Annotated in this window: 14 protein-coding genes; 2 read left to right on the forward strand and 12 right to left on the reverse strand. The window is 72.4% G+C overall.

The features are described from left to right. Positions 1-3: 3 nt before the first annotated feature. The 6 genes from O7602_RS30190 to O7602_RS30215 form a co-directional block, all read right to left on the reverse strand. Positions 4-390 carry a nuclear transport factor 2 family protein gene (locus tag O7602_RS30190; RefSeq protein WP_281585971.1) on the reverse strand — a complete coding sequence of 129 codons (387 nt, stop codon included), beginning with the start codon at positions 388-390 and terminating at the stop codon, positions 4-6. A gap of 83 nt (positions 391-473) precedes the next feature. Next, positions 474-1265, reverse strand: a complete 792-nt coding sequence (locus O7602_RS30195; protein ID WP_281585972.1) for an alpha/beta fold hydrolase — start codon at positions 1263-1265, stop codon at positions 474-476. Beyond that, entirely contained in the window at positions 1265-2326 is a 1062-nt protein-coding gene (locus tag O7602_RS30200) for a Gfo/Idh/MocA family oxidoreductase (RefSeq protein ID WP_281585973.1), read from the reverse strand. The genes O7602_RS30195 and O7602_RS30200 overlap by 1 nt, the downstream gene beginning before the upstream one ends. Beyond that, positions 2323-3408, reverse strand: a complete 1086-nt coding sequence (locus O7602_RS30205) for a saccharopine dehydrogenase NADP-binding domain-containing protein (RefSeq protein WP_281585974.1) — start codon at positions 3406-3408, stop codon at positions 2323-2325. Before O7602_RS30205 ends, O7602_RS30200 begins: the two co-directional genes overlap by 4 nt. Continuing rightward, positions 3405-8918: a non-ribosomal peptide synthetase gene (locus O7602_RS30210; RefSeq protein WP_281585975.1), complete on the reverse strand. Its 5514-nt coding sequence runs from the start codon at positions 8916-8918 to the stop codon at positions 3405-3407. Before O7602_RS30210 ends, O7602_RS30205 begins: the two co-directional genes overlap by 4 nt. Further along, on the reverse strand, positions 8915-15913 hold the full coding sequence (locus O7602_RS30215) for a non-ribosomal peptide synthetase (protein ID WP_281585976.1): 6999 nt from the start codon (positions 15911-15913) through the stop codon (positions 8915-8917). Before O7602_RS30215 ends, O7602_RS30210 begins: the two co-directional genes overlap by 4 nt. A 438-nt stretch (positions 15914-16351) precedes the next feature. On the opposite strand from O7602_RS30215, the gene O7602_RS30220 reads away from it, so the two are divergent. Both O7602_RS30220 and O7602_RS30225 read left to right on the forward strand, forming a co-directional pair. Then, a complete protein-coding gene (locus tag O7602_RS30220; protein WP_281585977.1) occupies positions 16352-17902 on the forward strand; it encodes an AMP-binding protein in 1551 nt (516 codons plus the stop codon). Then, complete coding sequence (locus O7602_RS30225) at positions 17899-20091, forward strand: chorismate-binding protein (RefSeq protein ID WP_281585978.1); 2193 nt, start codon at positions 17899-17901, stop codon at positions 20089-20091. Before O7602_RS30220 ends, O7602_RS30225 begins: the two co-directional genes overlap by 4 nt. Positions 20092-20093: 2 nt before the next feature. Here O7602_RS30225 and O7602_RS30230 read toward each other — a convergent pair whose 3' ends face one another. The 6 genes from O7602_RS30230 to O7602_RS30255 all read right to left on the reverse strand — a co-directional run bounded on the left by O7602_RS30230 (position 20094) and on the right by O7602_RS30255 (position 26738). Then, positions 20094-20768, reverse strand: coding sequence for a LuxR C-terminal-related transcriptional regulator (locus tag O7602_RS30230; protein WP_281585979.1), 675 nt, complete (start codon positions 20766-20768; stop codon positions 20094-20096). A gap of 455 nt (positions 20769-21223) precedes the next feature. Continuing rightward, positions 21224-22528, reverse strand: a complete 1305-nt coding sequence (cysN, locus tag O7602_RS30235) for a sulfate adenylyltransferase subunit CysN (protein ID WP_281585980.1) — start codon at positions 22526-22528, stop codon at positions 21224-21226. Continuing rightward, complete coding sequence (cysD, locus tag O7602_RS30240) at positions 22528-23373, reverse strand: sulfate adenylyltransferase subunit CysD (RefSeq protein WP_281590627.1); 846 nt, start codon at positions 23371-23373, stop codon at positions 22528-22530. The genes cysN and cysD overlap by 1 nt, the downstream gene beginning before the upstream one ends. Before the next feature lie 158 nt (positions 23374-23531). Then, positions 23532-24365, reverse strand: a complete 834-nt coding sequence (locus tag O7602_RS30245; RefSeq protein WP_281585981.1) for an ABC transporter permease — start codon at positions 24363-24365, stop codon at positions 23532-23534. Continuing rightward, positions 24362-25588 carry an ABC transporter ATP-binding protein gene (locus O7602_RS30250; protein WP_281585982.1) on the reverse strand — a complete coding sequence of 409 codons (1227 nt, stop codon included), beginning with the start codon at positions 25586-25588 and terminating at the stop codon, positions 24362-24364. Before O7602_RS30250 ends, O7602_RS30245 begins: the two co-directional genes overlap by 4 nt. Before the next feature lie 58 nt (positions 25589-25646). Further along, on the reverse strand, positions 25647-26738 hold the full coding sequence (locus O7602_RS30255) for a PHB depolymerase family esterase (RefSeq protein ID WP_281585983.1): 1092 nt from the start codon (positions 26736-26738) through the stop codon (positions 25647-25649). Positions 26739-26812 lie beyond the last annotated feature (74 nt).

Below are 26812 nucleotides of genomic sequence, written 5' to 3' on the forward strand. Positions count from 1 at the left end.
ATCTCAGCTCTCCTGGTTGGACATCGGCGTCTGCTGGTGGAACAGCAGCTTCCAGCCGTCCGCCTGGCGCTGCCAGACGCTTGACATGTAGAGCTTGAACGTGCCTCGGCCGCTCACCTCGGCGACCGCCCGATAGGTGATGACGGCGGTGTCGTCACTGATCGGGACGATCCGCTGCTCGTCGAGGGTGAAGCCGGTGAACGGGGAGGTGTTCCCGTCGATCTCCGCGACCAGGTCGTCACCGGTGGAGATCCCGTCGTGCTCCACCACGAGGGTTTGCGGGGTGACCAGCTTGCGATAGAAGTCGCCGTTCGCCGACGAGATCGCCCGCCACCCCTCCTGCTCCAGCTCGAAGAGCTCCTTCTCCAGGTCGTGGTTGACCGTCGTCATGATTTATCCCTTCCGTAGTCTTTCCTGTTCTGTTTCACCAAAAGCTATCGCTCAAACCCTAAAGGCTGGTTTGATCTAGCGGGTCACGGCGTCGACGGCCACGCCGCCGCCAGCGGAACCTGCGGCCGTACGTCCGCCAGGACCGCCCGGACCGCCGCGACCGGCCGGTCGGTGACGTAGAAATGGTCACCGCCGATCACCTGGGCGTGGAAGTCGCCGCTTGTCTGCTCCCGCCAGGCAGCCGCCTCCTCGGGGCTCACCTCCGGATCCCGATCGCCGCAGAGCGCGGTGATCGGGGTCCGCAGCGGAGCCGCCGGAGCGGGCCGGTACCGCTCGATCAACCGGTAGTCGGCGCGCAGGCTCGGCAACACCATCTCCCGCAGCCCGGGCTGGGCGAGCAGGGACTCGTCGGTCCCACCGAGCCGGCGCAGGTCCGCCAGGAGCGCGTCGTCGCCGCCCTCGTGGACGGCGGTGGGACGCTGCCGGTGGGGAGCGGGACGGCCGGAGACGAAGAGCCGCAGCAGGGGCCGCCCGATCTGCTCCTCCAGCCGCCGCGTGACCTCGACGGCGACCGCCGCCCCCATGCTGTGTCCGAAGACGGCCATCGTCGGCCCGGCCATCGGAGCTAGGGCAGCCGCGATCGGGTCAGCCAGTTCCGGCATGGACACCGCGCACGGCTCGTCCGCGCGGTCCTGCCGGCCCGGATACTGGACCGCCATGAGCTCCACATCCCTCGGCAACAGCCGGGCCCACTTATGGTAGAAGCTCGCGGCCCCGCCGGCATGGGGAAGCGCCACCAGCCGCACCCGTGGCCGCCCGCCCGGTACGTCGGCGGTGGTGAGCCGGCGCAGCCAGCGCTGACCATTTGTGATCATCACAGAACGTCTACCTCCTTCACGGACAGCGGTCGGGGTGCCGGCCCGTCGAGCGACTCCGGCGGGCCGAGACGGCGGCTCGCGTCCCGCCAGACTCCGGCGACGGCGAGGTGGGACTGCCCGGCCGTGAGCGGGTCCGCGCCGTCCCGGGCCGCTCGGTGCAGACCGGCCAACGCCCGGCCGGCGGCTGCCGGCCACAGCTCCCCCACGATGTTCCGGTAGCTGGGCGCCTCGGCCGGGCCGATCGGGCTGGCACTGGGGTAGTCCAGGTGCTCACCCGGACTCTCGTCCAGCCGGCTGCCGGCCTGCCCCTGCGCGGGAAAGTGCGGACGAGGGCTCCAGATGAGCGGGCCGTGGGTGTTCACCAGGGTCAGGTTTCCGCCCGCGGCGCCGACGGTGATCCGGTGCAGCAGGTGGGCGTGGTTGTCCGGGTCCGTCAGGTGCAGTTGGTTCTGCACCCGCAGCGTCACCGGCAACCCCCGTACCTCCCCGACCAGGGTGGCGAACCCGCCGGCGGACGGCACCGTCTCCGCGAACGACCACGGACGCAGCCCGCCCAACGCCAGCCGGAGGATGTCGAACAGGTGATAGAAGACCTGGAGCCCACAGGTCGCGTCGAGATGGAGCAAGGGCTGCTGGGCGGCGAGCGCCCGGGTCACGGCGATGAACCGCCGGACCGGCTCCACCTCCACGTAGTGCGTGCTGACCTGGTACATCACCCCGGCCCGCCGGGCGGCACGCAGCGTGCCGCTCAGCTCGTCCTGGTGCAGCGGCCCCTCCTGAAGGACGTGGATGCCGCGCCCCATCAGCCGCTGCGCGAGCTCGGTGCCGGCACCGCCGTTCACTCCGGCGTAGACCGCGACCACCGCGAGGTCGATCTCCGGGGGGAGATCGTCCGGATCGGTGTAGAGCGGCACCCCGGCACGCTCGGCGCAGGCCACCGAGCGGGCGCTGCCACGGGCCAGCACCCCGGCCAACCGCAGCGACGGCTCGGCACGTTCCAGGGCCCGCAGATAGACCCGGCCGAAGCCGGTCCCGCAGACCACCACGTTCCCGGTCACAGCGCACCCTCCTCAACCGCTGCCGGTCGATCGACGAACTCCAACTGGCGGACGCTCGGCGAGGCCGCCAACCGCTCCGTCACCCGGGCCGGATCGAGTACCTCGCCCGCGTGGTGCGAACCCGGCGGCACCTGACCGGCGAGCACCGCCCGGGCGGTGAGCACCGCCGCCTCAGCGGTCAACCGGTAGCTGTCCACCGCCCGCAGCGCCAGGGTCCGGGTCACCGGGCGGCCCTGCGCGGCCCCGTCGAGTTGCAGGACGACGAGCTGGTACGTCGACCTGCCGAAGGTCTCCAACTCGGCCGCCCGCACCAGCTGGTCCGCCGCCGGGTCGATCTCTCCGGGGTCCACCGTGCTCAGTGCCCGCAGCGCCTGCTCCCCGTCGAAGACGTGGTACCAGCGCACCTCCGCGAGCCCGAGCGTGTCCGCCAACCGCTCCGCCTCGGTGGTGAGGAACGGGTGCGCGGTGACCCGACCCGGGAAGTACGGCAGCTCGACCCGGTCCAGCGGGGTCAACGCGCCCGGCACCCGGCGACCGCCGAGCCACGCGGCCAGCGACCGACCGGCCCCCTCGACCATCCCGGCCACGTAGTCCCGTGCGGCGCCGGGAGTGAAGCGGTCCCGCCCGCCGGTGTAGGCGGTCAGCCGGTCGAGCCGGTCGAACCCCTCGGCGGCCAGCGCCCGGGGCAACACGAAGGTCAACCCCGGCGTCATCCCCGCGCCGACCACCACCCGGCGGCCGGCGGGCAGGTCGGCGTACCGGTGCTCGCCGGCCGCCCCGACATAGTCGGCCCCGGCGGCGACCGCCGCCCGCACCACGCCGGCCTCGGCCCGGTACGCCGGACCGGTGCAGTCGACGACGACCGCGCAGCCGGCGGCGAACTCGGCGAGGCCGTGCCGGTCGGCGGCGTTCACGAGTGCGGTGGCCTCCCGGGGCACGCCGGCCTCCCGGGCGACGTCGGCCAGCGGCCCGGGCCGCCGGCCGCCGAGCCGCAGCCGGACATCCGCCGACGCCAACAGCTCGACCACCGCCGACCCGACCGCCCCGTAGCAGCCGAGCACCCCGACGACCGGACCCGTCACCGCGCCCCCCGGTGCACCTCGGCCAGCACGTCGGCGACCCGCCGGACGTGCGGCGGTCGCAGGCAGGAGAAGTGGTCGCCGGGGACGTCCACCACGGAGAGATCGCCCAGACAGACGTCCCGCCAGTAGTCGGTCATGTCCCGCCGCAGCCAGGGCAGGAACCCGGTGTCCTCCAACTCCCGCAGGAACGTGATGTCCCCGGCGTACGGGGTGGCCTCGTGCCGGGTCACCGCGCGCATGCTGTGCCGGTAGAGGTCGTAGAGACCGCCCAGCTCCAGCGGAACGGCCGCCTCCTCGGACTGACCGGCCAACAGCTTCTCCACGGCGGCCAGCCGGTTCGGCTGAGGCGTCCGGCGCAGCGCCGCGAACTGTGCCGCGGCCCCGGCCAACGCCGGGTCGTCGGCCAGGCCGTCCAGCGCCCCGACCGGAACCCGGCCGGGGGTACGCGCCAGAACCTCCTGGAAGGCCCGGGCGGTCGTCTCGTCGTCCGGGTAGCCCAACGCCTCGGTGTCCAGGTGGAGCAGCCGGGCGAAGACGTACTCCAGCACCAACTCGTCCTCGATCGTGTGCGGCAGGCTGTAGCTGCTGATGATCGTGAGGCTGGCCACCGTCGCGCCGGACTCGGTGAGCTGCCGGGCGACCTCCAGGGCGAGCAGGCCGCCCATGCAGTAGCCGACGACGTCGAACCGGGTGGCGCCGGTCTCCAGCAGCCGGCGGGTGTAGTCGCCGGCCCGGCGCTCGACCAGCCCGGCCGGGTCCTCGTCCTGGTACGGGTCGTCGCCGGTCACCGCCAGACCGACCACCGGGCCGGCGTCGCCGAGCAACGGCACCAGGTTCCGGTACGCGGCCAGCGTCCCGACCCCGTCGTGCACCAGCACCCGGACCGTGTCACCGTCGGCGTCGACGAGCGGCAGCAGGGGAGAGCTCCGCTCCGCCGGGGCGCTCGGAGCGTCGACCCGATGCTGCCCGGCCCGCAGGTGCTCGGCGAGAGCGGCCACCGTGGGCCGGTTGAGGACCACCCGCAGCAGGGTGTCGTAGGGCACCTCGCCCGCCTCGGACACCTCCTCCCGGAGCCGGCCGGCCAGCCGCGCGGTCAGCAGGGAATCCCCGCCCAACTGATAGAAGTCCTGCTCCCGGCCGACCCGGGGCACCTGGAGCAGGTCCGCCCAGACCGCGGCGATCCGCTGTTCCAACTCGTCTGCGGGCGCGGCGTCCGCCGGCTGGGCGGCGGCGCCGTCCCGGATGATCCAGCCGGAAAGCGCCGCCGGGTCGACCTTGCCGTTGCCGGTGAGCGGCAGCGCGTCGACGACCTGCACCTGGGCGGGGAGCATGTATTCGGGCACCCGCTGGGCGCAGTGGCGCAGCAGGCCGGCCGGGCGGACGTCCGCCCGGTCCGCCTTGAAGCGGGCGGCGAAGACGTGCTGGCCGAGCGGTTCGGTCACGTCGCCGGCACCGGGCAGGTCGAGCAGCACGTCCGCGCCGGCGTCGGTGAGCAGTCCCCGCCACTGCGCCACGTCCAGGAAGGTCTGGTCCCGGCCGCGCCGCAGGTCGTCGTAGTCCCACTTGGCCGGATCCTTCTCCGGCATCATGAACTCCATCGACGTCATGATCTGGACGTTCTCCCGGGTGGTCTCGATGAAGACCAGCCACCCGCCGGGGGCGAGCAGCTCCCGGAGCCGACCCAGGACCACCGCCGCGTCCCGCGAGTTGTGCAGGACGTTGGCGCAGAGCACGACGTCGAAGCTGTTCGGCAGGTAACCCTGGGACCTCGGGTCGGTGTTGATGTCGAGCAGCCCGTACGACGCCCGGTCGCCGAAGCGCTGCTGCGCCTCGGTGAGGAAGAACTGGGACACGTCGGTGAAGAGGTAGTCCACGTCGGCGTCGGCGAGGGCCGGGATCAGCACGGTGCTGGTGCCGCCGACACCGGCACCGACCTCCAGCACCCGCAGCGTCTCCGGCCGGGTGCCGGCCAGCTCGCGGAGCAGGCCCACGACCCCGTGGTTGACGTACCGGCTGATCACATTGTCCCGGTAGGCGGCGTAGGAGATGTCCAGCCGCCCCTCGGGGAAGAGCAGCGGCAGCGGATCCAGCTCGTCGCGCAGCAGCCGCGGCAGCGACTCGGTGCTGGTCCGGAAATAGTCGATCAGCTTCGCCGGGTACTGGTCCTCCCGCTGCAACTCGTCCACGGCCGCCCAGGCGTCCGACAGATCGCCCGGCCCGATCCGGCGGGGAGCGGCGTACCGGCCGTCGCGTTCGGTGAGCAGCCCGGCCCGGACCAGGGCGTTGAGCCAGCGCCGGACCAGCCGGTGGTGCCGGGGAGCGGTCCCGGATCGGTCGAGGATCTCCGCCGTGTCGTGTGTCTCCTCCGGCGAGGAGAAGAGGCCCTGCTCCGCGAGCGCACGCAGCATCCCGAGCAGTCCGGCCCGGTCCAGCCGTCGCATGAACTCGGCCAACTCGGCCGCGTCGACGGCGTCGGTGGTCGCCTCGCCGGCGCTGGTCGCGGCGGCGAGCAGCCGGTGCCGCTCGTCGTCCGGGCGGTCCGCGACTCCGGCTGCGGTCTGCACGAAGGCGACGAGCCGCCGGCGCGTCGCGTCCGCCCCGTCCACAAGCACATGCGCCGCCGCGACCCCCTCGGCGGTGGCCAGCGCCGCCTCGACCTCGGCCAGCTCGATCCGGTGTCCCCGGATCTTGACCTGGCGGTCCTCCCGACCGAGGAACTCCAGTGCCCCGTCGGGGTGGTACGTCCCGACGTCTCCCGTGCGATAGAGCCGGCCGTGCCGCGGATGGTCGACGAACCGCTCGGCGGTCCGCTCCGGGTCGCCGAGGTAGCCCAGGGCCAGTCCCGCCCCGCCGATGTGCAGCTCCCCCGGGACGTGGTCCGGGCTGGGACGCTGCCAACGGTCCAGGACGTGGAAGCTCTGGTTGGTCAGCGGCCGGCCGTACGGGATGCTCCGCCAGCCCGGGTCGACGGCGTCGATCGGGTGGAAGATCGACCAGATCGCCGCCTCGGTCGCCCCACCGAGGCTGACCATGCGGAGTCCGGGCAGCAGCTCCCGGACCCGGTCGGGGAGGCCGACCGGGATCCAGTCCCCGCTGAGCAGGGCGAGCCGCAGCGCGTCGAGATCCGCCCGGGGCTCCACCGCCAGGTAGTCGGCGAGGAGCTGCAACTGCGCGGGCACCGAGTTCCAGACGGTCACCCGGTGCTCGGCGAGCAGCTCCGCCCAGTGCGCCGGGTCGCCCCGGCGGTCGGCCGCCGGCATCACCAGCTGTCCGCCGAGGCCGAGGAGCCCGAACAGGTCGTACACCGAGAGGTCGAAGCCGAGCCCCGCGAGGGCGAGCACCCGGTCGTCGGCGGTGACGCCGAAGCGGCGGTTGACATCCTGGATGGTGTTCAACGCCGCCCGGTGCGAGATCATCACGCCCTTCGGCGTACCGGTGGAGCCCGAGGTGTAGATCACGTAGGCCAGGTCGTCCGGGTGCCGGCCGGGATCCGGGGCGTCAGCCGGGCCGGGGTCGTCCAGGGTGTCGACGAAGAGCGTGCCCGGAGGCGGCGGCAGCGGCGACCAGGACTGGCCCAGCACCCGCCGGGCCCCGGCGTCGGCGAGGATCCGGTCCCGCCGGGCCGGCGGTTGATTCGCGTCCAGCGGCAGGTAGGCGGCACCGGCGAGGAGCACGCCGAGCACCCCTACCACCTGCTCCCAGCCCTTCTCCATCGCCAGGGCCACGATCTCCCCCGGCTGGCAGCCGTCGGACCGGAGCGCGGCGGCCACTCCCGAGGCCCGGCCGAGCAGCTCCCGGTAGGTCATGCTCCCGCCGGGTCCGGTCACGGCGACCCGGTCCGGGTATCGCAGGGCCGCCGCGACCACGTCGTCGGTCAGCAGCCCCTCGGGCAGTGGCCCCGCGGTGTCGTTGGCGGCGGCCCTGGCCCGATGCTGCGCGGGCGGCAGGTCGATCGGGGATGGCAACTGCCAGCACTCCGGCTCGGTGGCGAGCCGGTGCAGCAACGTGGAGAGCTCGCCGAACATGTCGTCGACCATGCCATCGGGGAAGATCCCCTCCCGGACGTCCCAGCGGACGGTCAGCGCACCCCGCTCGACCAGGGCCTGAGCGTCGATCCAGACCTGGGGGGTCTGGCTGCGGCCGTAGCCGACGGTGCCGCCCAACCCGGTTGCGGGCTCCGGCTCGGACTCCTCGCCCAGCCCGAGGGTGCTGGTGAAGACGACAGGCATCAGCGCCGCCGACCGGCCGCGTTCGCGGGCCAGCTCCCGCATCACCGACACGCCACTGAACTGGCGGTGGTCCATGTCCGCCCAGAGCCGGTCCTGCACCGCACGGGCCCGCTCGGCGAAGCCGAGTTCCGGCGCGGTGTCCACCGCCAGCAGGCTGACCGTGGTGAAGTCGCCGACCAACCGCCCGATCTGCGGATGCACCGGCTCCCGGTTGAGCAGGGTCAGGTTGAGACAGAACCTGGGGTTGCGGCTCCACCGGCCGATCACCTCGGCCACCGCCGCGAGGACCGCGGTCGAGGGCGTGAGCCGCTGCTCCCGGGCCGCCTGCTGGAGCGCGGTCCAGCGCTGCGCCGGGACCGTGCTGGCCAGCCGGCGGAACCGGCCCGGTCGGCTGCGCCCCGGTGTCCGCCGATCCGGGTGGCGGGCCTGATCGGCATCGCCGTTCTGGCGGACCGGCAGCTCCGGCGCGCCCGGTAGCTCGGGCAGGCGGTCCAGCCAGTAGGCCCGGTCCCGCTCGTACCGGCTCCCCTCCCGGCTGCCGCGCTCGGCGAGCAGGTAGTCCCGGAAGGTGACCTCCAGCTCCGGCAGCTGCACCCCGTCGTACGCCTGGTGCAGCTCGTCGAGGAGCACCTGGATGCTCAGGTAGTCGGCGATCAGGAAGTCCACCGAGACGTGCAGGATGGTCCCCTCGTCGGTGTGGGTCAGCCGCAGCTCGAACAGCGGCCACTCCCGCGGGTCGTACGCCCGGTGGTCCAGCTCCTCCCGGGTGGCGCGGAGGGCGGCGCGCACCTCTTCGGCGGCGGCGCCCCGCAGGTCGGTCACCGCGATCCGGTAGCGGGGGACCTCCGGCCGTACCTGCTGGTGCCCGTCGAGGTCGAAGCCGGCGCGCAGCATGCCGTGGCGGCGCACCAGCAGGTTCCACGCCTCCTCCAGCCGCTCCGCATCGAGCGACGGATACTCCATCTCGGCGTAGACCTGGCAGGGCACGTCGCCGTAGTCGAAGGCGTCCCGCCGGCCGAGCAGGTACGCCAACTGCACGTCGGTCAGCGGGAACGGATCGTGCTCGTGCTCCGGATCGGGCGTCACGGTGGTGGTCTCCGCGTCCAGACACGCCAGCACCGCCTCCCGGTTGGCGGTGAGCAGTTCCCGACGCTCCGGGGTGAGTACCCCCTTGGGCGCCCGGAACCGGAGCTGGCCGTCGTCCGCCCAGAGCTGCATGCCGAGATCGCGCAGATCGGCGATCAGCTCGGCGGGCGTCGGCGTGGTCATCGAGCGGGTCATAGCGCGCCTTCCTCAAAACCGTCGATCAGCCGTGCCGTCCCGGCGATGGTGGGAGCGGCGAAGAGCTGCCGCAACGAGATGTCCACCCCGAACCGCTCCCGCAGCGCCGCGGCGAGCCGGGCGGCGAGTTGACTGTCCCCGCCGAGGGCGATGAAGTTCTCCTCCCGGCCCACGCCGGGCAGGTCCAGCAGCCGGGCCCAGATCGCGGCGACCGCCTCCTCGACCTCGCCCCGGGGCGGCTCGCCGGGCTCGGCCGGGCCACCGTCCTCATCGGCCAGCTTCTCCAGGGCGGACCGGTCGACCTTGCCGTTGGCCGTCAGCGGCAGCTCGTCCAGGACGAGGCAGACACCCGGCACCGCGTAGCCCGGCAGCCGAGCGGCGACGAACTCCTCCAGTCCGGCGAGGTCCTCGTCGCCGCAGCCGACTTCGGTCACCCCGAAGGCGACCAGCCGGGGCGGGCGACCGACCGCGACGGCGGCGGCCGTGCTCAGCGCGGGGTGGGCGGCCAGCGCCGCGGTCACCTCGCCCAGCTCGATCCGGTGTCCTCGCACCTTCACCTGCTGGTCGGTCCGGCCGAGGAACTCCAGCGTGCCGTCGGGCCAGTAGCGGCCCAGATCCCCGGTGCGGTACCAGCGCTCCCCGGCGTAGTCGACGAAACGTTCCCGGGTGCGTTCCGGGTCGTTGCGGTACCCGGTGGCGACTCCGGCGCCCCCGATCCACAGCTCTCCGGCGACCCAGTCGGGGCAGTCCCGGCCGCGGTCGTCCACCACCCGGTACCGCTGGTTCCGCAGCGGCAGGCCGTACGGTACGGCGGTCCACGACTCCGGCACCTCGGTCACCTCGACCGCGTTGGACCAGATGGCGGCCTCGGTGGCACCGCCGAGCGCCACGAACCGGCATCCGTCGAACGCCGCCGCCGCCCGGCCCGGCAGGTCCACCCCCACCCAGTCGCCGGAGACCAGGACCAGCCGTAGCCCCGGGGCTGGGGCCGGCGCGTCGCCGGACAGCGCCACCAGCAGCATGTCCAGCAGCGCCGGGACGCTGTTCCACAGGGTCACCTGGTGTTCGCGGCACAGTCGCAGCCAGGACTGGGGTTCCCGCCGCTCCTGTTCGGCCGGGAGCACCAGGGCCCCACCGGCGGCGAGCAGCCCGAAGATGTCGTACACCGACAGGTCGAAGTCGAGCGCCGAGACGGCGAGGACCCGGTCCGTCTCCCGTACCCCGAACCGCTCGTTGACGTCGTCGACGGTGTTTCCGGCCGCCGCGTGGGTGATCTCGACGCCCTTCGGCTCGCCCGTCGAGCCGGAGGTGAAGATCACGTACGCCGGCGCGTCCGGGCTCAGCGGCACCGGCTCGGCGGTCGCGGTAGCCCGCACCGCGTCGGTGAGCGGCACCGCCCGTACCGTCTCCGGCCAGTCCCGGGCGGCGGTGTCGGTGAGGACCAGGCGCACACCGGCGCCGGCGAAGATCCGATTCCGGCGCAGCGGCGGCTGATCCACCCCGCAGGGCACGTACACCGCCCCGGCGGCCAGCGTGCCGAGGACCGCGGCCACCTGCTCCGGCCCCTTGGGCAGCGTGATCCCGACCAGGTCACCGGGGCGGACGCCGTGCCCGAGCAGCGCGCCGGCCACCCGGAGCGCCTGTCCGGCCAGCTCGCCGTAGGTGAGCTCACCGTCGGCGCTGAGCAGCGCGACCCGTTCCGGGGACTCGGCCGCCCGCCGGAAGAACCCGGTGTGCAGCAGCCCGTCGGGTACCGGCCCGGCGGTGGCGTTCACGTCGGCCCGAACGATCCGCTGCTCGGCCGGGAGCAGCGCCGGCACCGGCTCCGCCCAGGCGCCCTCGGCGAGCCACTCCAGCAGCCGCATGTACGCCGCGAACATCGCGTCCAGCACGCCCGCGGGGAACAGCTCCTCGACCGCGTCCCAGACCAGCAGCAGGCCGCCGGCCCGCTCCATGACCTGGTGGTCGAGCCAGACCTGTGGCGTCTGCGAGACCCCCCAGACCCGTTCGGCGAACGAGGGCTCGACGACGACGTCGTCGGTGACCCCGAGCGTACTTGTGAAGACCACCGGCATGCTGACCTCGAGGCTGCCCCGGCGCCGGGCCAGCTCCCGCATTACCCACACCGCCGAGACATCGCTGTGCGCCAGGTCCTCGCCCATCCTCCGCTGCATCCGGCGGGCGGCGTCGAGCCAGCTCTCGTCCGGTTCGGGCTGGTAGCCCACGAGCAGCAACGAGGTGAAGTCACCAAGGACGGCATCGATGTCCGGGTGCACGTCCCGACGGTCGAAGAGGGTCACGTTGAGGGTGAGATCTCCCCGGGCGCTCCAGGCGCCGAGCACCTCGGCGAAGGCGGTGGCGAGAAGGGCCGAGCCGGTCAGCCCGTGCCGCTGGGCCAACTCCCGCAGCCGGCGCCACTGCGGCTCCGGAAGCTGCTGCTCCCGCCGGAGGAATCGGGGCCGCTGCATGGTGGCGGGGTCCCGGGCCAGCGGCAGGGCCGGCCCCTCGGGCAGGCTGTCGACCCGGTCCGACCAGTAGGACTCGGACTCGGCCCGGCTGCCCTCGTCCGGCCCCGCGTCGAGCACGTAGTCCCGGAACGAGACGCCGACCGGCGGCAGTTCGGCGTCGGGCCGGCGGTAGAACGTGTCCACCTCGCGCATCAGGATCATCGCGCTGAGCGCGTCGATGAGGATGCTGTCGATGCTCACCGCGAGCCGGGTCCGGTCGCCGTAGCGCACCGCCCGGACATCGAACAACGGCCAGCGGCCGGCGTCGAGGACCTGGTGCGACATGGCGTCCCGCTGCCGCGCGAGCACCTCCTCGGCGGCACCGGACCCGACCTCGACGACCGGGATCTCGAACCGCGGCACGCTGGGGAGAATCCGCTGCTCGCCGCTGGGCAGGAAGACCGCCCGGAGCATCTCGTGCCGCTCGATGACCCGGTTCCAGGCGTCGGTGAGCCGGTCCAGGTCGATTCCCGCGCCGTCGTACTCGGTGTAGAAGTGGCAGCCGACACCACCCAACGCGAAGGTGTCCGTACGGCCGATCCAATAGGCCCGCTGCACATCGGTGAGGGGGAAGGGGTCGTACCGGTGCTCCGGATCGGGCCGCAGCGTCGGCGTCGGCCGCTCCGGGCCGCCGTGCCGGAGGTCGGCGGCGAAGCTGGCCAACTCCGCCGTGCGGAAGAGCCGGCCGAGGTCGGCGCCGGCGAAGCCCGCGGCGTTCAGCCTGGAGATCATCCGGGTGGCGAGCAGGCTGTCCCCACCGAGTGCGAAGAAGTTGTCCCACCGGCCCACGGCAGTCGTGCCGAGCAGTTCCGCCCAGATCGCGGCGACCGTCTCCTCGATCTCGCCGCGCGGTGGCTCCACCGCTGCCGGCGCGACGGCATCCCCGGCCCGCGCCGCGAGAGCCCGGCGGTCCACCTTCCCGTTGCTCGTCAGTGGCAGCTCGGTGACGCTCGTGACGCTGGCCGGGACCGAGTGGGCGGGGAGCCGCTCCCGGAGGAAGGCGAGCAGTTCGTCCCCGCCCACGGACGGCCGACCCTCCTCGGCGTCGTCCGCCGCGGCCTCCGGCCGCGGAACGATCGTCGCGGCCAGGCGGGTCGGCTGGCCGACCGCAAGCACCACGGCGGCGGCGACCGCCGGATGGGCCAGCAGCGCGGCCTCGACCTCGCCCAACTCGATCCGGTGGCCGCGGACCTTCACCTGGTGGTCGGTGCGGCCGAGGAACTCCAGGGTGCCGTCGGGCCAGTACCGGCCCAGGTCACCGGTGCGGTACCAGCGGGCGTCGGCGACGGTCAGGAAGGAGCCCTCGGTCGCCTCCGGGTCCCCCCGGTAGCCGCTGGCGACGCCGAGACCGCCGATCCACAGCTCGCCGGGGACCCAGTCGGGGCGGTCCCGGCCCTGGTCGTCGACGACCCGGTACCGCTGGTTCCGCAGTGGACGGCCGTACGGGACGCTCGGCCAGTGGGCGGGAACCTCGGCCACCTCCACGTGGTTCGACCAGATCGACGCCTCGGTGGCACCGCCGAGGGCGACGAACCGGCCGCCACCGGTGGCGGTGGCCGCGCGTCCCGGCAGGTCGAGGCCGATCCAGTCGCCCGAGACCAACACCAGGCGCAGCTCCGGCAGTGTCCGAGCCGGCCGGTCGGGGTCGCCGGCCGCGAGCAGCAGCATGTCCAACAGTGCGGGGACGGTGTTCCAGACGGTCACGTGGTGGGTGCGGCAGAGCTCGACCCAGCGGTACGCGTCCCGCCGCTCGTCCTCCTCCACCAGCACCAGCGCCCCGCCGACCGAGAGCAGTCCGAAGATGTCGTACACCGACAGGTCGAAGTCGAGCGCCGAGACGGCGAGCACCCGGTCGTTCCGGTCCACGCCGAGCCGCTCGTTGACGTCGTCGACGGTGTTCCGGGCCGCGATGTGGGTGATCTCCACCCCCTTGGGCTCGCCGGTCGAACCGGACGTGAAGATCACGTACGCTGGGTCGGTCATCGGCACCGCGACGCAGCCGTCGAGCGGCTCCCGGGCCGCCGTCGTCGCGACCGGCACCGGCTCGACCCCGTCCGGCCAGCCGGCGACGTCGTCGTCGGTGAGCACCACCCGTACCGCCGCCCGCCGCAGCATCCGGGCCCGGCGGGCCGGCGGCTGATCCGGCCCGGCCGGCAGGTACGCCGCCCCGGCGGCCAGCACCCCGAGCACCGCCGCGATCTGCTCCGGGCCCTTCGGCAGGGTCACCCCGACCACGTCGCCCCGCCCGATGCCCCGGTCGCGCAGGGCCGCCGCGATCCGCAGCGAGCGGTCGGCCAGGTCGCCGTAGCTGACCACCCGGTCTGTCGCGATCAGCGCGGTCCGACCCGGATCGGCCCCCGCCAGGTCGAAGAAGTCGGCGTGGAGCGGGCGGTCCGGCACCGGTCCCCCGGTGGCGTTCGCCGTGCGACGCACGGCGGCCTGCGCCGCGGGGAGGAGCGCGGGGGACGGTTCGTCCCACTCGCCTCGCGCCAGCCAGTCCAGCAACCGCAGGTAGCCGGCGAACATGTCGTCGAGCACGCCGGGCGGGAAGAGCTCCGCCACCGCGTCCCACACCAGATACAGGCCACCGTCGCGTTCGGTCACCTGGTGGTCGAGCCACGCCTGCGGAGTCTGCGACAGCATCCACCCGAGCCGGCCGAAGGTCCGCTGGACCTCCTCGCCCACCAGGTCGCCCATGCCGATCGCGCTGGTGAAGACCACAGGCGCCGGAATGCGGTCGTCCGGTCGGGTGCGCGCGAGGTCCCGGAGCACCTCGACCCCGGTGTACGCGCTGTGCCCGATGCCGGCTCGGAGCTGCTCCTGGAGCCCGTGCACCCGCTGCCCGAACGAGCCGGGCCCGCGGAGGTCGACATCCATCGGGAGCAGGTTGGTGAAGTCGGCGACGAGCCGCGCCACGTGGGGGTCGACGATCTCCCGGTCGAAGAGCGGCAGATTGAGCAGGAACCGTTGTTCGGCGCTCCAGGCGCCGAGCACTTCGGCGTACGCGGTGGCGAGAACCATCGGCAGGGTGACCCCGTGCTGCCGGGCCAGGTGCTCCAGCCGCCCCCGCGCGGCCCGGTCCAGCAGGTGGTCGCGCCGCTGGAACCGGGTCGTCTCGATGAGCGCCGGCTCGACGGCGAGCGGTAGCTGCGGACCGTCCGGCAGGTCGGGCAGGCGCTCCCGCCAGTAATCCCGGTCCCGCTCACGGGCCTGCTGGCGCCGGCTCTCCTGGTGCGCCAGGTACGTCGGGAAGCCGTACGGCAGCGGCGGCAGATCCGCCGGCGGGCCGTCGAGATAGAGGCGGGTCAGGTCCGTCAGGATGAGCTGGATACTCAGGACGTCGGCGACGAGCAGGTCGAAGTTCAGATGCAGCCGGTGGCGCCCACCGGGCAGCAGGCTGAGGCGCAGGTCGAACACCTCGCCCAGCTCGACCGCCAGCCGCCGGTGCGCCAGCTTGTCCCGCGCCGCGGCCAGCTCCGCGTCGACCTCGGCCGCGCCGGCGGCACGCAGGTCGTGCACCACCAGACCGGGCCAGGTCGGTTCGGGCTGGATCTGCTGGGTGCCGTCGTCGAGGAAGCGGGCCCGCAGCAGGTCGTGCCGGCGCAGCAGGGCACGGACCGCTTCGGCCAGCCGGTCCGGGTCGACCGGTGCGGTGCCGCCGGCCCCGCCGCCGTCGAACTCGACGTAGAAATGGCAGCCGACCCCGCCGAGGACCTGGTCGTCCCGGCGGCCGATCCAGTAGGCGTGCTGCACCGGGGTCAACGGGAACGGCGCGGTCTCGTCGACCGGGTGGACCTCCGCCGGCTCGGCCGCTCCGGTCCCGGCCGCCGCGAGCAACTCCCACCACCGGTTGAGTACCGGCGCCTCGGCCAGCTCCGCGAAGGTCAGGTCGGTGCCGCCGCGCCGCCACTGGTTCACCAGCTGCATCGTGCGCAGCGAGTCGAGGCCGAGCCCCACCAGGTCGACGTCCGGGTCGATGTCGGTCGGTTCGATCCCCAGCAGCTGGGCCACGTCGGCGCGCATCACCTCGGCGGTCAGGCCGGGACCGGCCTGCGTCGGGGCGGCGCCCGGAACCGGTCCGCCACCGGCCGCGGTGGCGGTTGGCGAGTCGCCGAGGGCGCTCGGGGCGGTTCGGTCGCCGCTGGTCCGGGCCTCGTGCCGGTAGGCCACGGTGAGTTCGCCGGCCCGGAGCCGCCGCAGCACCTCGTGCCGCCACGGAGCGGCGCCGCCACTCGCACCGTCCGGCTGGCCCGAACCGTCCAACTCCCCACCGGGGACCAGGCAGACGGTGCCCGGGGCCAGTCCATGCCGGTCCACCACGGCGCCCATGACCCGGCGCGCCAGCTCCGGCCCGTCGGCGTCAGCCGCTTCCAGGATCAGCGTCAGCTCCCCGCCGTGCTCCGGCTGGATGGCGCAGACGTGCCCGGCGGCGACACACTCACGCACCGAAGCTTCGATCTCCCGCGCGTCGTATTGCACACCGTGCATCTCGATTGCGTAATCACTGGAATCGACCTCGCGGAATCTGTACGACACTCGACTGACGGTGCCACGGGATCGGTCTCGGCTCAAACGGAGGAAGTAAGCGAAGGCACCTGTCTGCTACTGCGGAAGGTGCCCGAACGGGTACCAAGGATCACCTAATTAATCAGCTCCCATGGCCTCGCCGAAATCCGCCGGAGTGGTTCCCCAACAGGAACGCTGGCGGCGGTAGCACATTCTCCGGAAACCCACATCCGGTGGCAGAAAAAGATTTCTCCGGCCGCTCTGGACGTCGAACCAGATACTTGCCGCCCACCTCCGCGGCGCTCTACGGTCTAGATCGGTTCTCATTCTTCCTGGAACTTCCGCCTCCGCCGGATTCCCCGGAACGTCCAGACTCGCCAAGAACGTCCGCACCCGTCCAGCAGCAGAAGGGCTCTCGCCATGAATCTCGCGGCCACGCTGGAACGGAGCTGCGCGGAACGCGGCTGGAGCCAGCGCCCAGCCGTCCGCGAGCCGGGCCGGACCTGGTCCCACGGAGCCATCCACGATCTGGCCGGCCGGGCCGCGCGGATACTGGCGGCCGAAGGGGTCAGGCCGGGCGACCGGGTGCTCCTGGCGCTCCCCGACAGCGCCGCCTGGGTGGTCTCGTTCCTTGCCGTGGCGCGGGCCGGAGCGGTCGCAGTCCTGGTCAACCCGGGGCTGGCCGCTCCGGAGCACACGGCGCTCGTCGCCGACTGCGCCCCGGGTCTCGTCCTCTGCCCCGAGGCGCTGGCGGGCCGGTTCGACGTCCGTACGCTCTCCCCGACCCAACTGCTCGACCGGGCCGGCCGGGTGAGTCCGGTCCCGGCGGTTCCGGTGGCCGGCACCGATCCCCTGTACGTGCAGTACACCTCCGGCACCACCGGAGACCCGAAGGGAGCTGTCCACCGGCACGCCGACCCGGAGGCGTACCACCGGTATGTCGGGCTCGGTGTGCTGAGCATCAGCGCCGACGACGTCACCCTCTCGATCTCCAAGCTGCACTTCGCCTACGGTTTCGGTAACGCCTTCGTCTTCCCCCTCTTCTCCGGATCGTCGGCGGTGCTGCTGCCGGAGCGCCCGGCAGCCGCGACGGTCGCGGAACTCGTCACCGAGCACCGGGTCACCCTGCTCTACGGGGTGCCCACGTCGTACGCACAACTCGTCGCCGCCAGCGACCGGGCCGCCTTCGGCAGTGTCCGGGCCGCCGTCTCCGCCGGTGAGGCGCTGCGACCGGAGCTCGCGGCGCGGGCCCGGGAACTGCTCGGCGTCCCGCTGCTCGATCAGGTCGGATCCACCGAAGCCGGACACGCCTTCTGCGCGAACACCGTGACGGAGCACCGGGTCGGGACGGTCGGACGCCCGGTCCCGGGCCATCGCCTCCGGCTGCTCGACAACGACGGGGTGGCGGTGCCCGACGAGGTCGAGGGGGAACTCTGGGTCGCCGGGGAGACGGTCATGACCGGGTACCTGAACCGGCCGGAGGAGACCGCCCGCACCCTGGTGGCCGGCTGGCTGCGTACCCGGGACCTGGCGGTACGGCACGGCGACGGGACGTACACCCTGCACGGCCGGGTGGACGACCTGGAGATGGTCGGCGGGATCACCCTGGCACCGCAGCCGGTGGAGCACCTCATCGAGGAGCACCCGACGGTCGCGGAGGCCGCGGTGGCCGCCCGACCGGACGAGACCGGCGCCACCCGACTGCACGCCTTCGTCGTGCCGGTGCCCGGCGCCGACACCCCCACCGTGGACGACCTCGCTCGCTGGTTGGACGGCCGGGTGGCGCCGTTCAAGGTTCCCCGGGGCGTCACCCGCCTCGCCGCCCTGCCCCGCACGCCGACGGGGAAGCTCCGCCGCTTCGCCCTGCGGGAGCAGGGCAGCCATGGAGGACCCGCGCGGGAGCGCACCGGCGCCGCACCCGACACCGACGGCCGGGAAGCGAGCGCCGCCGGGCGTTCGGGGGTGGCGTGACGGTGCGCACCCTGCTGATCGACAACTATGACTCGTACACGTTCAACCTCTATCAGCTGATCGCCCAGACCTACGGCGTCGAGCCGCAGGTGCTGCGAAACGACAGCCCGCGGTTGACCGCGGAATTCGCACGGCGGTTCGATGCGGTGATCATCTCGCCGGGTCCAGGCCGGCCACAGGTCCCGGAAGACATCGGTCGCTGTCTCGACATCATCCGCGACAGCGGCCGGCCGGTGCTCGGGGTGTGCCTCGGCCACCAGGCCCTGGGCTACCTCTGCGGAGCCGCTGTCGGGCCGGCGCCTCGGCCGCGCCACGGCCACCTGAGCCGCATACGGCACGACGGCGGGCTCTTCGCCGGTCTGCCGCAGAATTTCGTGGCGGTCCGCTACCACTCGCTCTGCGTCGCCGAACCGCTACCTGACGACCTGGTCGCCGACGCCTGGGCCGAGGACGGGGTGGTGATGGGTCTGCGGCATCGCTTCCGTCCCTGGTTCGGGGTGCAGTTCCATCCGGAATCGGTGAGCTCCGAGCACGGCAGCCGGTTGCTGCTGAACTTCCGCCGGCTGGTGGGAGAGGGCACGACAAACGGTTTGCGCGCGATCGGCGACGCCGCCGACCCGGGCCCGGCATCGAGCGCCACCAAGGAGCAGGCCGGCGGTTGGCTGCTGCGCCACCGACGGATGTCCGGCGCTTCCGCTCCGGAGGTGCGGCCGCCGGAGCAGGTCGGAACGGTCGACCCCGAGTGGGTCTTCCAACGGATCACCGGCGACCGGCCGTACGCATTCTGGCTGGACAGCAGCCGGGTCGTACCCGGCGTGTCGCGGTTTTCGTTCCTGGGGCACCCGGGCGGGCCGGACGGGGAGGTGCTCCGGTACGCCAGTACCACCGGCATGGTCGAGGTGCTCGACCCGACCGGCGTCCAGATCGGCGTCGAGGCGGGGGACATCTTCACCGTGTTGCAGCGCCGCCTCGACGAGCGCCGGATCGCGGACCGCGGGGAGTTTCCCTTCGACCTGCCCAGCGGCTACGTCGGCTACTTCGGCTACGAGATGAAGGCGGACTGCGGCGCACCGAACCGACACGTCGCCGAGACCCCGGACGCGGTCTGGATGGCCGCGACCCGGATGGTGGCCCTGGACCATCAGACCGGTGAGGTGTGGCTGCTGGCGCTCTGCCGCGCCACCGACACCCAGATCGCGGCCGCGGACGGCTGGCTGGACAGCACGGCCGCCCTGCTGCGCGCCGGACCCGTCGGCCACCCGGTCGACGACGCCGACAGGCACGCCAGTCGGTCGACCGGCGGGCGCGCGGGGCCGGAACGGACGTACGACCCGGAGCGCTGGCTGTCCCGTGGACGCGAGCGCTACCTGGCGGACATCCGCACCTGCCTGGATCTGCTCCGGGCCGGAGAGAGTTACGAGATCTGCCTGACCAACGAGCTCCGGGCCCCGTACGACGGGTGCGGTGTCGAGCTCTATCTGCGGCAGCGCCGGCACAATCCGGCACCGTACGCCGCCTATCTCCGCCTGGGGGAGACGCAGATTCTCTGCTCCTCGCCGGAGCGCTTCCTGCGGATCGACCGGACCGGGGTGGTCGAGGCCAAGCCGATCAAGGGAACCGCTCCTCGGGCCACCGACCCCGAGCAGGACCAGGCACTGCGAGCCGAGCTGCGCGACTCACCGAAGACCCGGGCGGAGAATCTGATGATCGTCGACCTGCTCCGGAACGACCTCGGGCAGGTCTGCGAAATCGGCAGCGTCCATGTGCCGTCGTTCATGGCGGTGGAGTCGTATGCGACCGTGCATCAGCTGGTCTCGACGGTGCGCGGCCGCAAACGCCGGTCGGTCTCACCTACCCGGATCGTCCGGGCCTGTTTCCCCGGCGGTTCGATGACCGGAGCACCGAAGCCGCGAACGATGCGGCTGCTCGGTGAGATCGAGGATCGGGCGCGGGGCGTCTACTCCGGAGCGCTGGGTTTCTTCGGCCTGACCGGCGGGGTGGACCTCAACATCGTCATCCGGACCGCGGTCCTGCACCGGGGAATCCTCCAGGTCGGCGCCGGCGGCGCCATCGTGCTCGGGTCCGACCCGGATGCCGAATACGACGAGATGCGGCTGAAGCTGACCGCGCCGCTACCCGGCTGGACGGCGCAGGCGAACAGCGTCCCGGAGGGGAGCGGCGTCCGGTGAAGTCAGCGCCTGGCGGGCAGCAGGCCCAGTTGGTAGGCCGCCGTAACCGCCTCCGTCCGGTTGGTGCAGTTCAACTTCGCCAGGATGTGGCAGACGTGCCGCTTCGCCCCGTGCTCGGTGATCCCCATCGTTCCCGCGATCTGGCGGTTGCTCAGCCCTCGGGCCAGCAGCCTCAGCGTCTCGCCCTCCCGGGGGGTCAGCGCCGGAGTGTCGGCGGGGCGGTGGTCCTCCCGCAACGCCGAGAGCGCGACCCGGCCGAGAGCGAGCGGCATCGGCATCTCGCCTCGCCAGAGCTCGGTCAGCGCGTCGTTGAGCGACCGGCGATCGAGCTCCCCGGCCAGGATGAAACCATCAGCCGCCAGCGGTACCGTCCGACCGCGGAGTGCGTCACCGGCTCGGCTCAGGACCGCCAGGGTCGGAACGCCGGCGCTTCGGGCGGCGGTCACCAACCGGTCGACCGGGACATCATCCTCGACAATCACGATCAGCAGGTCGGGTCGTTGCCGCCGGAGCAGCACCATCGCCTCACCGGCCGTCGACGCGACCCGGACGCCGGTGATCGCGTGCAGTTCGCCGAGGAGCGCCTCGACCCCTTTGCGCAGCACCTCCGGGCCGAGCGTGACGAGAACCCGTAGCCCGGTCGGCGATGTGCTGGTTTGCCGGTTGGCCTGCGCCATGCTGATGCCTCCTCCGCTGCCACCCCTGCGCGGCCGTACTCCGGCCCCTCCGTAACCGGGATCGGCCCCCATCCTCGCAACGCATCGCAATCTCCGGACCCCGGGTCCACCTCCGGCCGCCACGTCGGCCGTTGCCGGGGGCTGACTGTGCGCGTGAAGCCCCTACCCCAGATCCGCATTGTTAAATCATTTCCGACTGGTGACCGTGACGCTCCACGAAGGAATCCGGGCGGATGCCGAGAATCGTATTCGTGCCGGTCAAGCTCTTATGCCCTATTTGGGCTCGGCGTTAATCGGGGTTGCCGTGGCAGTCCACGACGGACGGCCGCCGCCGGGTTGCCGCCCGCCGCCAGCCATCGCCCCCTTGACCGGTTTGCGGTGCAGTTTCACGGAAAGAGTGGCTATCCGGGTTGGATAGCCACTCTTTCGGTGGGTGTGGTGTGTTCGGGCGTTGGTCAGGTGCCTTCGACGATCATGCCGGCGGCGACGGTGCGGTTGGTGGTTTCGTCGATGATGATGAAGCCGCCGGTGGTGCGGTTGCGGCGGTATTCGTCGGCGAGTAACGGAACGGTGGTGCGGAGTCGGATCCGGCCGATTTCGTTGAGTTTCAGGTCGCCGGCGGTTTCGTCGCGGTGCAGGGAGTTGATGTCGAGGCGGTAGTGCAGGTCGCGGACGATCGCCCGTGCGGTGCGGGTGGTGTGTTTGATGGCGTATCTGCCGCCGACCTGCAGGGGGCGGGTTTCGTCCATCCAGCAGATCATCGCTTCGATGTCCTGGGCGACCATGGGGGCGTTGTTGGGTCGGCAGATCATGTCGCCGCGGGAGATGTCGATCTCGTCGGTGAGGCGGACGGTGACTGACATCGGGGGGAACGCCTCGTCGACGGGGCCGTCGGCGGTTTCGACGGCGGTGATGCGGCTGGTGAACCCGGACGGCAGGACCATCACCTCGTCGCCGGGTTTGAGGACGCCGGAGGCGACCTGACCGGCGTAGCCGCGGTAGTCGGTGACGGTGGTGGACTGCGGGCGGATCACGTACTGCACCGGGAAGCGGACGTCGACGAGGTTGCGGTCGGAGGCGATGTGGACGTGTTCCAGGTGGTGCAGCAGCGACGGCCCTTCGTACCAGGGCATGTTCTCCGACCGGGACACGATGTTGTCCCCGCGGAGCGCGGAGACCGGCACCACGGTCAGGTCCGGGGCGTCGAGTTTCGCGGCGAACGCGGTGAACTCGTCGGCGATCCGCTCGAACACCTCCTGCGACCAGTCGACCAGGTCCATCTTGTTGACACACAACACCAGGTGCGGCACCCGCAGCAGCGAGCACAGGAACGCATGCCGCCGGGACTGCTCCACCAGACCCTTACGGGCGTCCACCAGGATCAACGCCAAATCCGCCGTCGACGCCCCGGTCACCATGTTCCGCGTGTACTGAATATGCCCCGGCGTGTCGGCGATGATGAACTTCCGCCGCGGCGTGGCGAAGTACCGGTACGCCACATCGATCGTGATGCCCTGCTCCCGCTCCGCCCGCAGGCCGTCGGTCAGCAACGCCAAATTCGTGTACTCGTCGCCCCGCGCCGCGCTGACCGCCTCCACCGCGGCCAACTGGTCACTGAACAACGACTTCGTGTCATACAACAACCGACCGATCAACGTCGACTTACCATCATCGACGCTCCCGGCGGTCGCGAACCGCAGCAGGTCCATCGGCCGCGCGGCGGTCTCACCGTCGGCCGGGGCCAGGGTGTCGACGCTCATCAGAAGTAGCCCTCTCGCTTACGGTCCTCCATGGCGGCCTCACTGACCCGATCATCACCCCGGGTCGCGCCCCGCTCGGTGATCCGCGTCGCGGCCACCTCCTCGATCACCTTCTCCACCGTGTCCGCGTCCGAGCGGACCGCCGCCGTGCAGGACGCGTCACCCACCGTCCGGTACCGCACCTGGGCGGTGAACGGCTGCTCACCGGCGCGGGCCCGGAAAAACTCGTTCACCGCGTAGAACATCCCATCCCGCTCGATGACCTCCCGCTCATGCGCGAAGTAGATCGACGGCAGCGGAATCCCCTCCCGGGCGATGTAGTGCCAGACGTCCAACTCCGTCCAGTTGGACAACGGGAACACCCGAATCGACTCACCCGGATGATGCCGACCGTTGTACAACGACCACAACTCCGGACGCTGGTTCTTCGGATCCCACTGCCCGAACTCATCCCGGAAACTGAACACCCGCTCCTTCGCCCGCGCCTTCTCCTCATCCCGCCGCGCCCCACCGAACAACGCATCGAACCGATGCTTCTCCACCGCGTCCAACAACACCGGCGTCTGGATCCGGTTCCGCGTCCCGTCCGCCGCCTCACGGACCAGACCCTTGGTCAACGCCTCCGGCACACTCGCCACGATCAACTGCAACCCCAACTCGGCCACCCGCTGATCCCGGTAATCCAACACCTCAGCGAAGTTGTGCCCCGTATCCACATGCATCACCGGAAACGGAATGCTCGCCGGCGCGAACGCCTTCTGCGCCAACCGCAACATCACGATCGAGTCCTTACCACCGGAGAACAGCAACACCGGCCGCTCCATCTCCGCCACCACCTCACGCATCACGAAGACACTCTCCGCCTCCAACTCGTCGAGCTGAGACACCAGCAACTCCGGCAGCGGCTCACCGGCGTGGGCGGCGGGCCGGCGGGTGGGCGCCGCGCCGGATTCGGCGGGGGTGGGTTCTGCCATGGCAACTCCTCGGTACGGGGTGGACGTGGTCACTGGATCGCCCGACGGCCGAAGCAGCGGACGCTGACCCAGGTCAGCACGACGGCCACCCCGGTCAGCACGGTCAGGCACACCCAGGCCGGCAGGTGCGGTACGCCGGGAAGCAGGGCCCCGCGTACCCCCTCCGAGACGTAGGTCATCGGGTTGAGCGCGGTGACCACCTGGTACCACGGCACCGACGACAGCCGGGGCCACGGGTAGTGGATGCAGCCGGTCCAGATGATCGGCGTGAGGATCACCGCGAAGGTGACGTTGATCCGCTGCACCGGCAGGGTGGTGGCCAGGCTCATCCCGAGCGCCCCGCCGATCCACGCGCCGAGCAGCGCCACCACGAACGCCAGCGGCAGCCCCGCCGGCCGCCACGGCGCGGAGCCGACCATCAGCGCCCCGAGCGGGTAGATCAGCACGGCCGCGAGCAGCCCCCGGACGGTGGCGATGACCAGCTTGCCGATCGCGACGTACCCGGTCGGCAGCGGCGCCATCAGCCGGTCCTCGATCTCCATGGTGAAGCCGAACTCCTTCACCAGCGGCAGGGCCACGCTCTGCAACGCGGTGGTGAGGGCGGCCAGCGCGATGACGCCGGGCAGGAACACGTCGGCGAAGCCTCGCCCGACCAGGCCCTGGCTGCCCAGGACGGTGTTGAAGACGAAGAGCATGAACAGCGGGGTCAACCCGACCTGCACCAGGATGACCCAGAGTTCCCGGCCGGTGACCATCAGGTCGCGGCGCAGCACGGCGGCGAACACCCGCCCGGTCCCGGGGCGGGGTTGCGGCTGGGTGGTCGGACGCAGCGGGGTCGGGGTCGGGGTGTCGAGAGCGGTCACCGCGGTTGCCTTCCGGTGAGTTCGATGAAGACGTCCTCCAGGCTGGGTTCGCCGATGTCGATCGCGTTGATCGCCGCCGACCGGCCGGTGAGCACGGTCACCGCCGGTCCGAGCAGCGCGGCGGGGTCGGTGGCCAGGTGCAGGCGGATGCGCAACCGGCCGCGACCGCCATTGCCCGCCCCGCCACCACCGCCGCGTCCGAGCAGGCCCGCGCCGCCGCCCCCGGGCAGGCCCGCACCGCCACCGCCGCGCCCGGGCAGGTCCGCGCCGGCCAGGGCGGCCAGCCGGCCGGCGCCCGGCCGCCCACCGCCGCCCCCGGCGGCGAGCGCGGCCAGCATCGCGCCACCGCCCGCCCCGGCCAGCCCGGCCCCGCCGGCACCGGGCCGCCACCCGGCCGGCGCGGCCGGGGCCGCCAACCGTTCCGCCTTGCGTACGCCGGTCAGCTCGCCGAGGGCGGCGCAGAGCGCGTCCGGGTCGTCGCCGCCGGCCGGGGTGACCGTCAGGTCGAGCAGCGCGTCACCGGCCAGGCCCCGGACCAGGTTGGTCGGGGTGTCGAGGGTGAGCAGCCGGCCGTGGTCGACGATGCCGACCCGGTCGACCACCCGGGCCGCCTCGTTCATCGCGTGGGTGGTCAGCACGATGGCCACCCCGCGCTCGCGCAGTTGCCGGAGCTGTCTCCAGATCAGCAGGCGGGTCTGCGGGTCGAGGGCGTTCGTCGGCTCGTCGAGGAAGAGCACCGCCGGCTCGTGGGCCAGCGCCCGGGCGATCATCAACCGCTGCGCCATCCCCCCGGAGTACGCCTCGATCCTGCGGTCGGCCCGTTCGGTCAGGCCGAACCGGTCCAGCAACTCCTCGGCGCGGGCCTGCGCGTCGCGTCGCCGTACCCCGTGGTAGGTGGCGTGGTAGACCAGGTTCTGCCGGGGGGTCAGCGCCCGGTCCAGGTTGTTGTGCTGGGGCACCACGGCCAGTTGGGCTCGGGCGGCTGCCGGGTCCCGGCCCACGTCGATCCCGCCGACGACGGCCCGGCCGCCGGTGGCCCGCAGACGGGTGGTCAGGATGCCGACGGTGGTGGACTTGCCGGCCCCGTTCGGCCCGAACAGTCCGAAGATCTCGCCCGGCGCGACGGTGAACGACAGCCCGTCCACCGCGTTGGTGTCGGTGCGGGGGTAACGCTTGACGAGGTCGTCGACCTCGACCACGGCCGGCCCGTCTCTGCTGGGCATCTCAACTCCTGTTCTGCGGGTGCGGAATGCCGGAATGCCATCGGCGCCGGCAGGCAGATCAGCCGCCGGTGGGCTTGGGGTGCGCGGCGAAGAACCGCCAGATGGTGTCGGTGGCGTTCAGCGCGGTGGAGGGGGGATCGAGGTTGAGGAGTTTCTCCGCGCGGGGCGGGTTGGGGCGACCGCCGGGCCACTGGTGGCCGGCGTCGGCGACGGTGATCAGTTCGACGGCGCGGCCCTCGGCGCAGGTCGCCGTCGACCGGGTGACCGGCCCGTCGGTGGTCGTCTTCGGCGCGGCGCAGTCGTCGACGGCCCGCCAGCGGGCGGCCAGCTCGGGGGTGGGCGGTCCGTCGATCTTCACCGGGTTGCGGCCGGTGCCGTCGTTGTCGCGGCGGCCGGGGCCACCGCCGTACGGCATGGTCTGGTCCTCTCGGCCGTGGATGTGCAGCACCGAGACCGGTTTCGGGTCGGGGCACTCCCCGGTCAGCGTGCTCGCCACCGCCCCGATCGCGGCGAAGGTGGTGGTGTCGCAGACGAGCCGGTACGCCAGCAGCCCGCCGTTGGAGATCCCGGTGACGTACCGGCGGGCCGGGTCGACCGGCAGGTCCCGCCCGACGCTGGCGACCAGCTCGGTGATGAAGGCGACGTCGTCGACGCCCTCGCGGGCGGGTGCGCCGCAGCACTGCGGGCCGACGGCCCAGGCCCGGTTCAGCCCGTCGGGGAACAGCACCAGGAAGCCGTCCCGGTCGGCCTGCCCGGTCCAGCCGTACGCCTGCTCGGCCTGCTCGCCGGTGCCGGCCGCGCCGTGCAGCATCACCACGAGCGGGACCGGCGTGGTGAGATCGGCCGAGGCGGGTCGGTACAGCCGGTAGCTGCGTTCCCGCCCGTCCACCGTGATGGTGTGGGTGGAACTGCCGACGGGGACGTCCGGTGCGGGGCGCGCCGCACCGGAGGAGGCGCCGGCCGCCGGGCGGGTCCCGCCGTCGGTGGGTTGGTCGTCCTGCCGACCGAGGCTGCACCCGGTGACGGTGCTCAGGCTGACGAGCAGCGTGAGCGTCCCGGCGAGGCGGGCCGCGGCGCGGGTTGTCGCCGGCCGGCCGGACCGGTGAGGCTCCGCCCCGACATCAGACCGAATAACGGTAAAAGGCATCATATGAATACTTTCGCCCGCGATTGTTCGAGCCGGGTAAGGGACGTGCCAGGACTCGGCAAGCGGTACCCGGCCGG

Source organism: Micromonospora sp. WMMD1128 (assembly GCF_027497235.1).
Lineage (GTDB): Bacteria > Actinomycetota > Actinomycetes > Mycobacteriales > Micromonosporaceae > Micromonospora.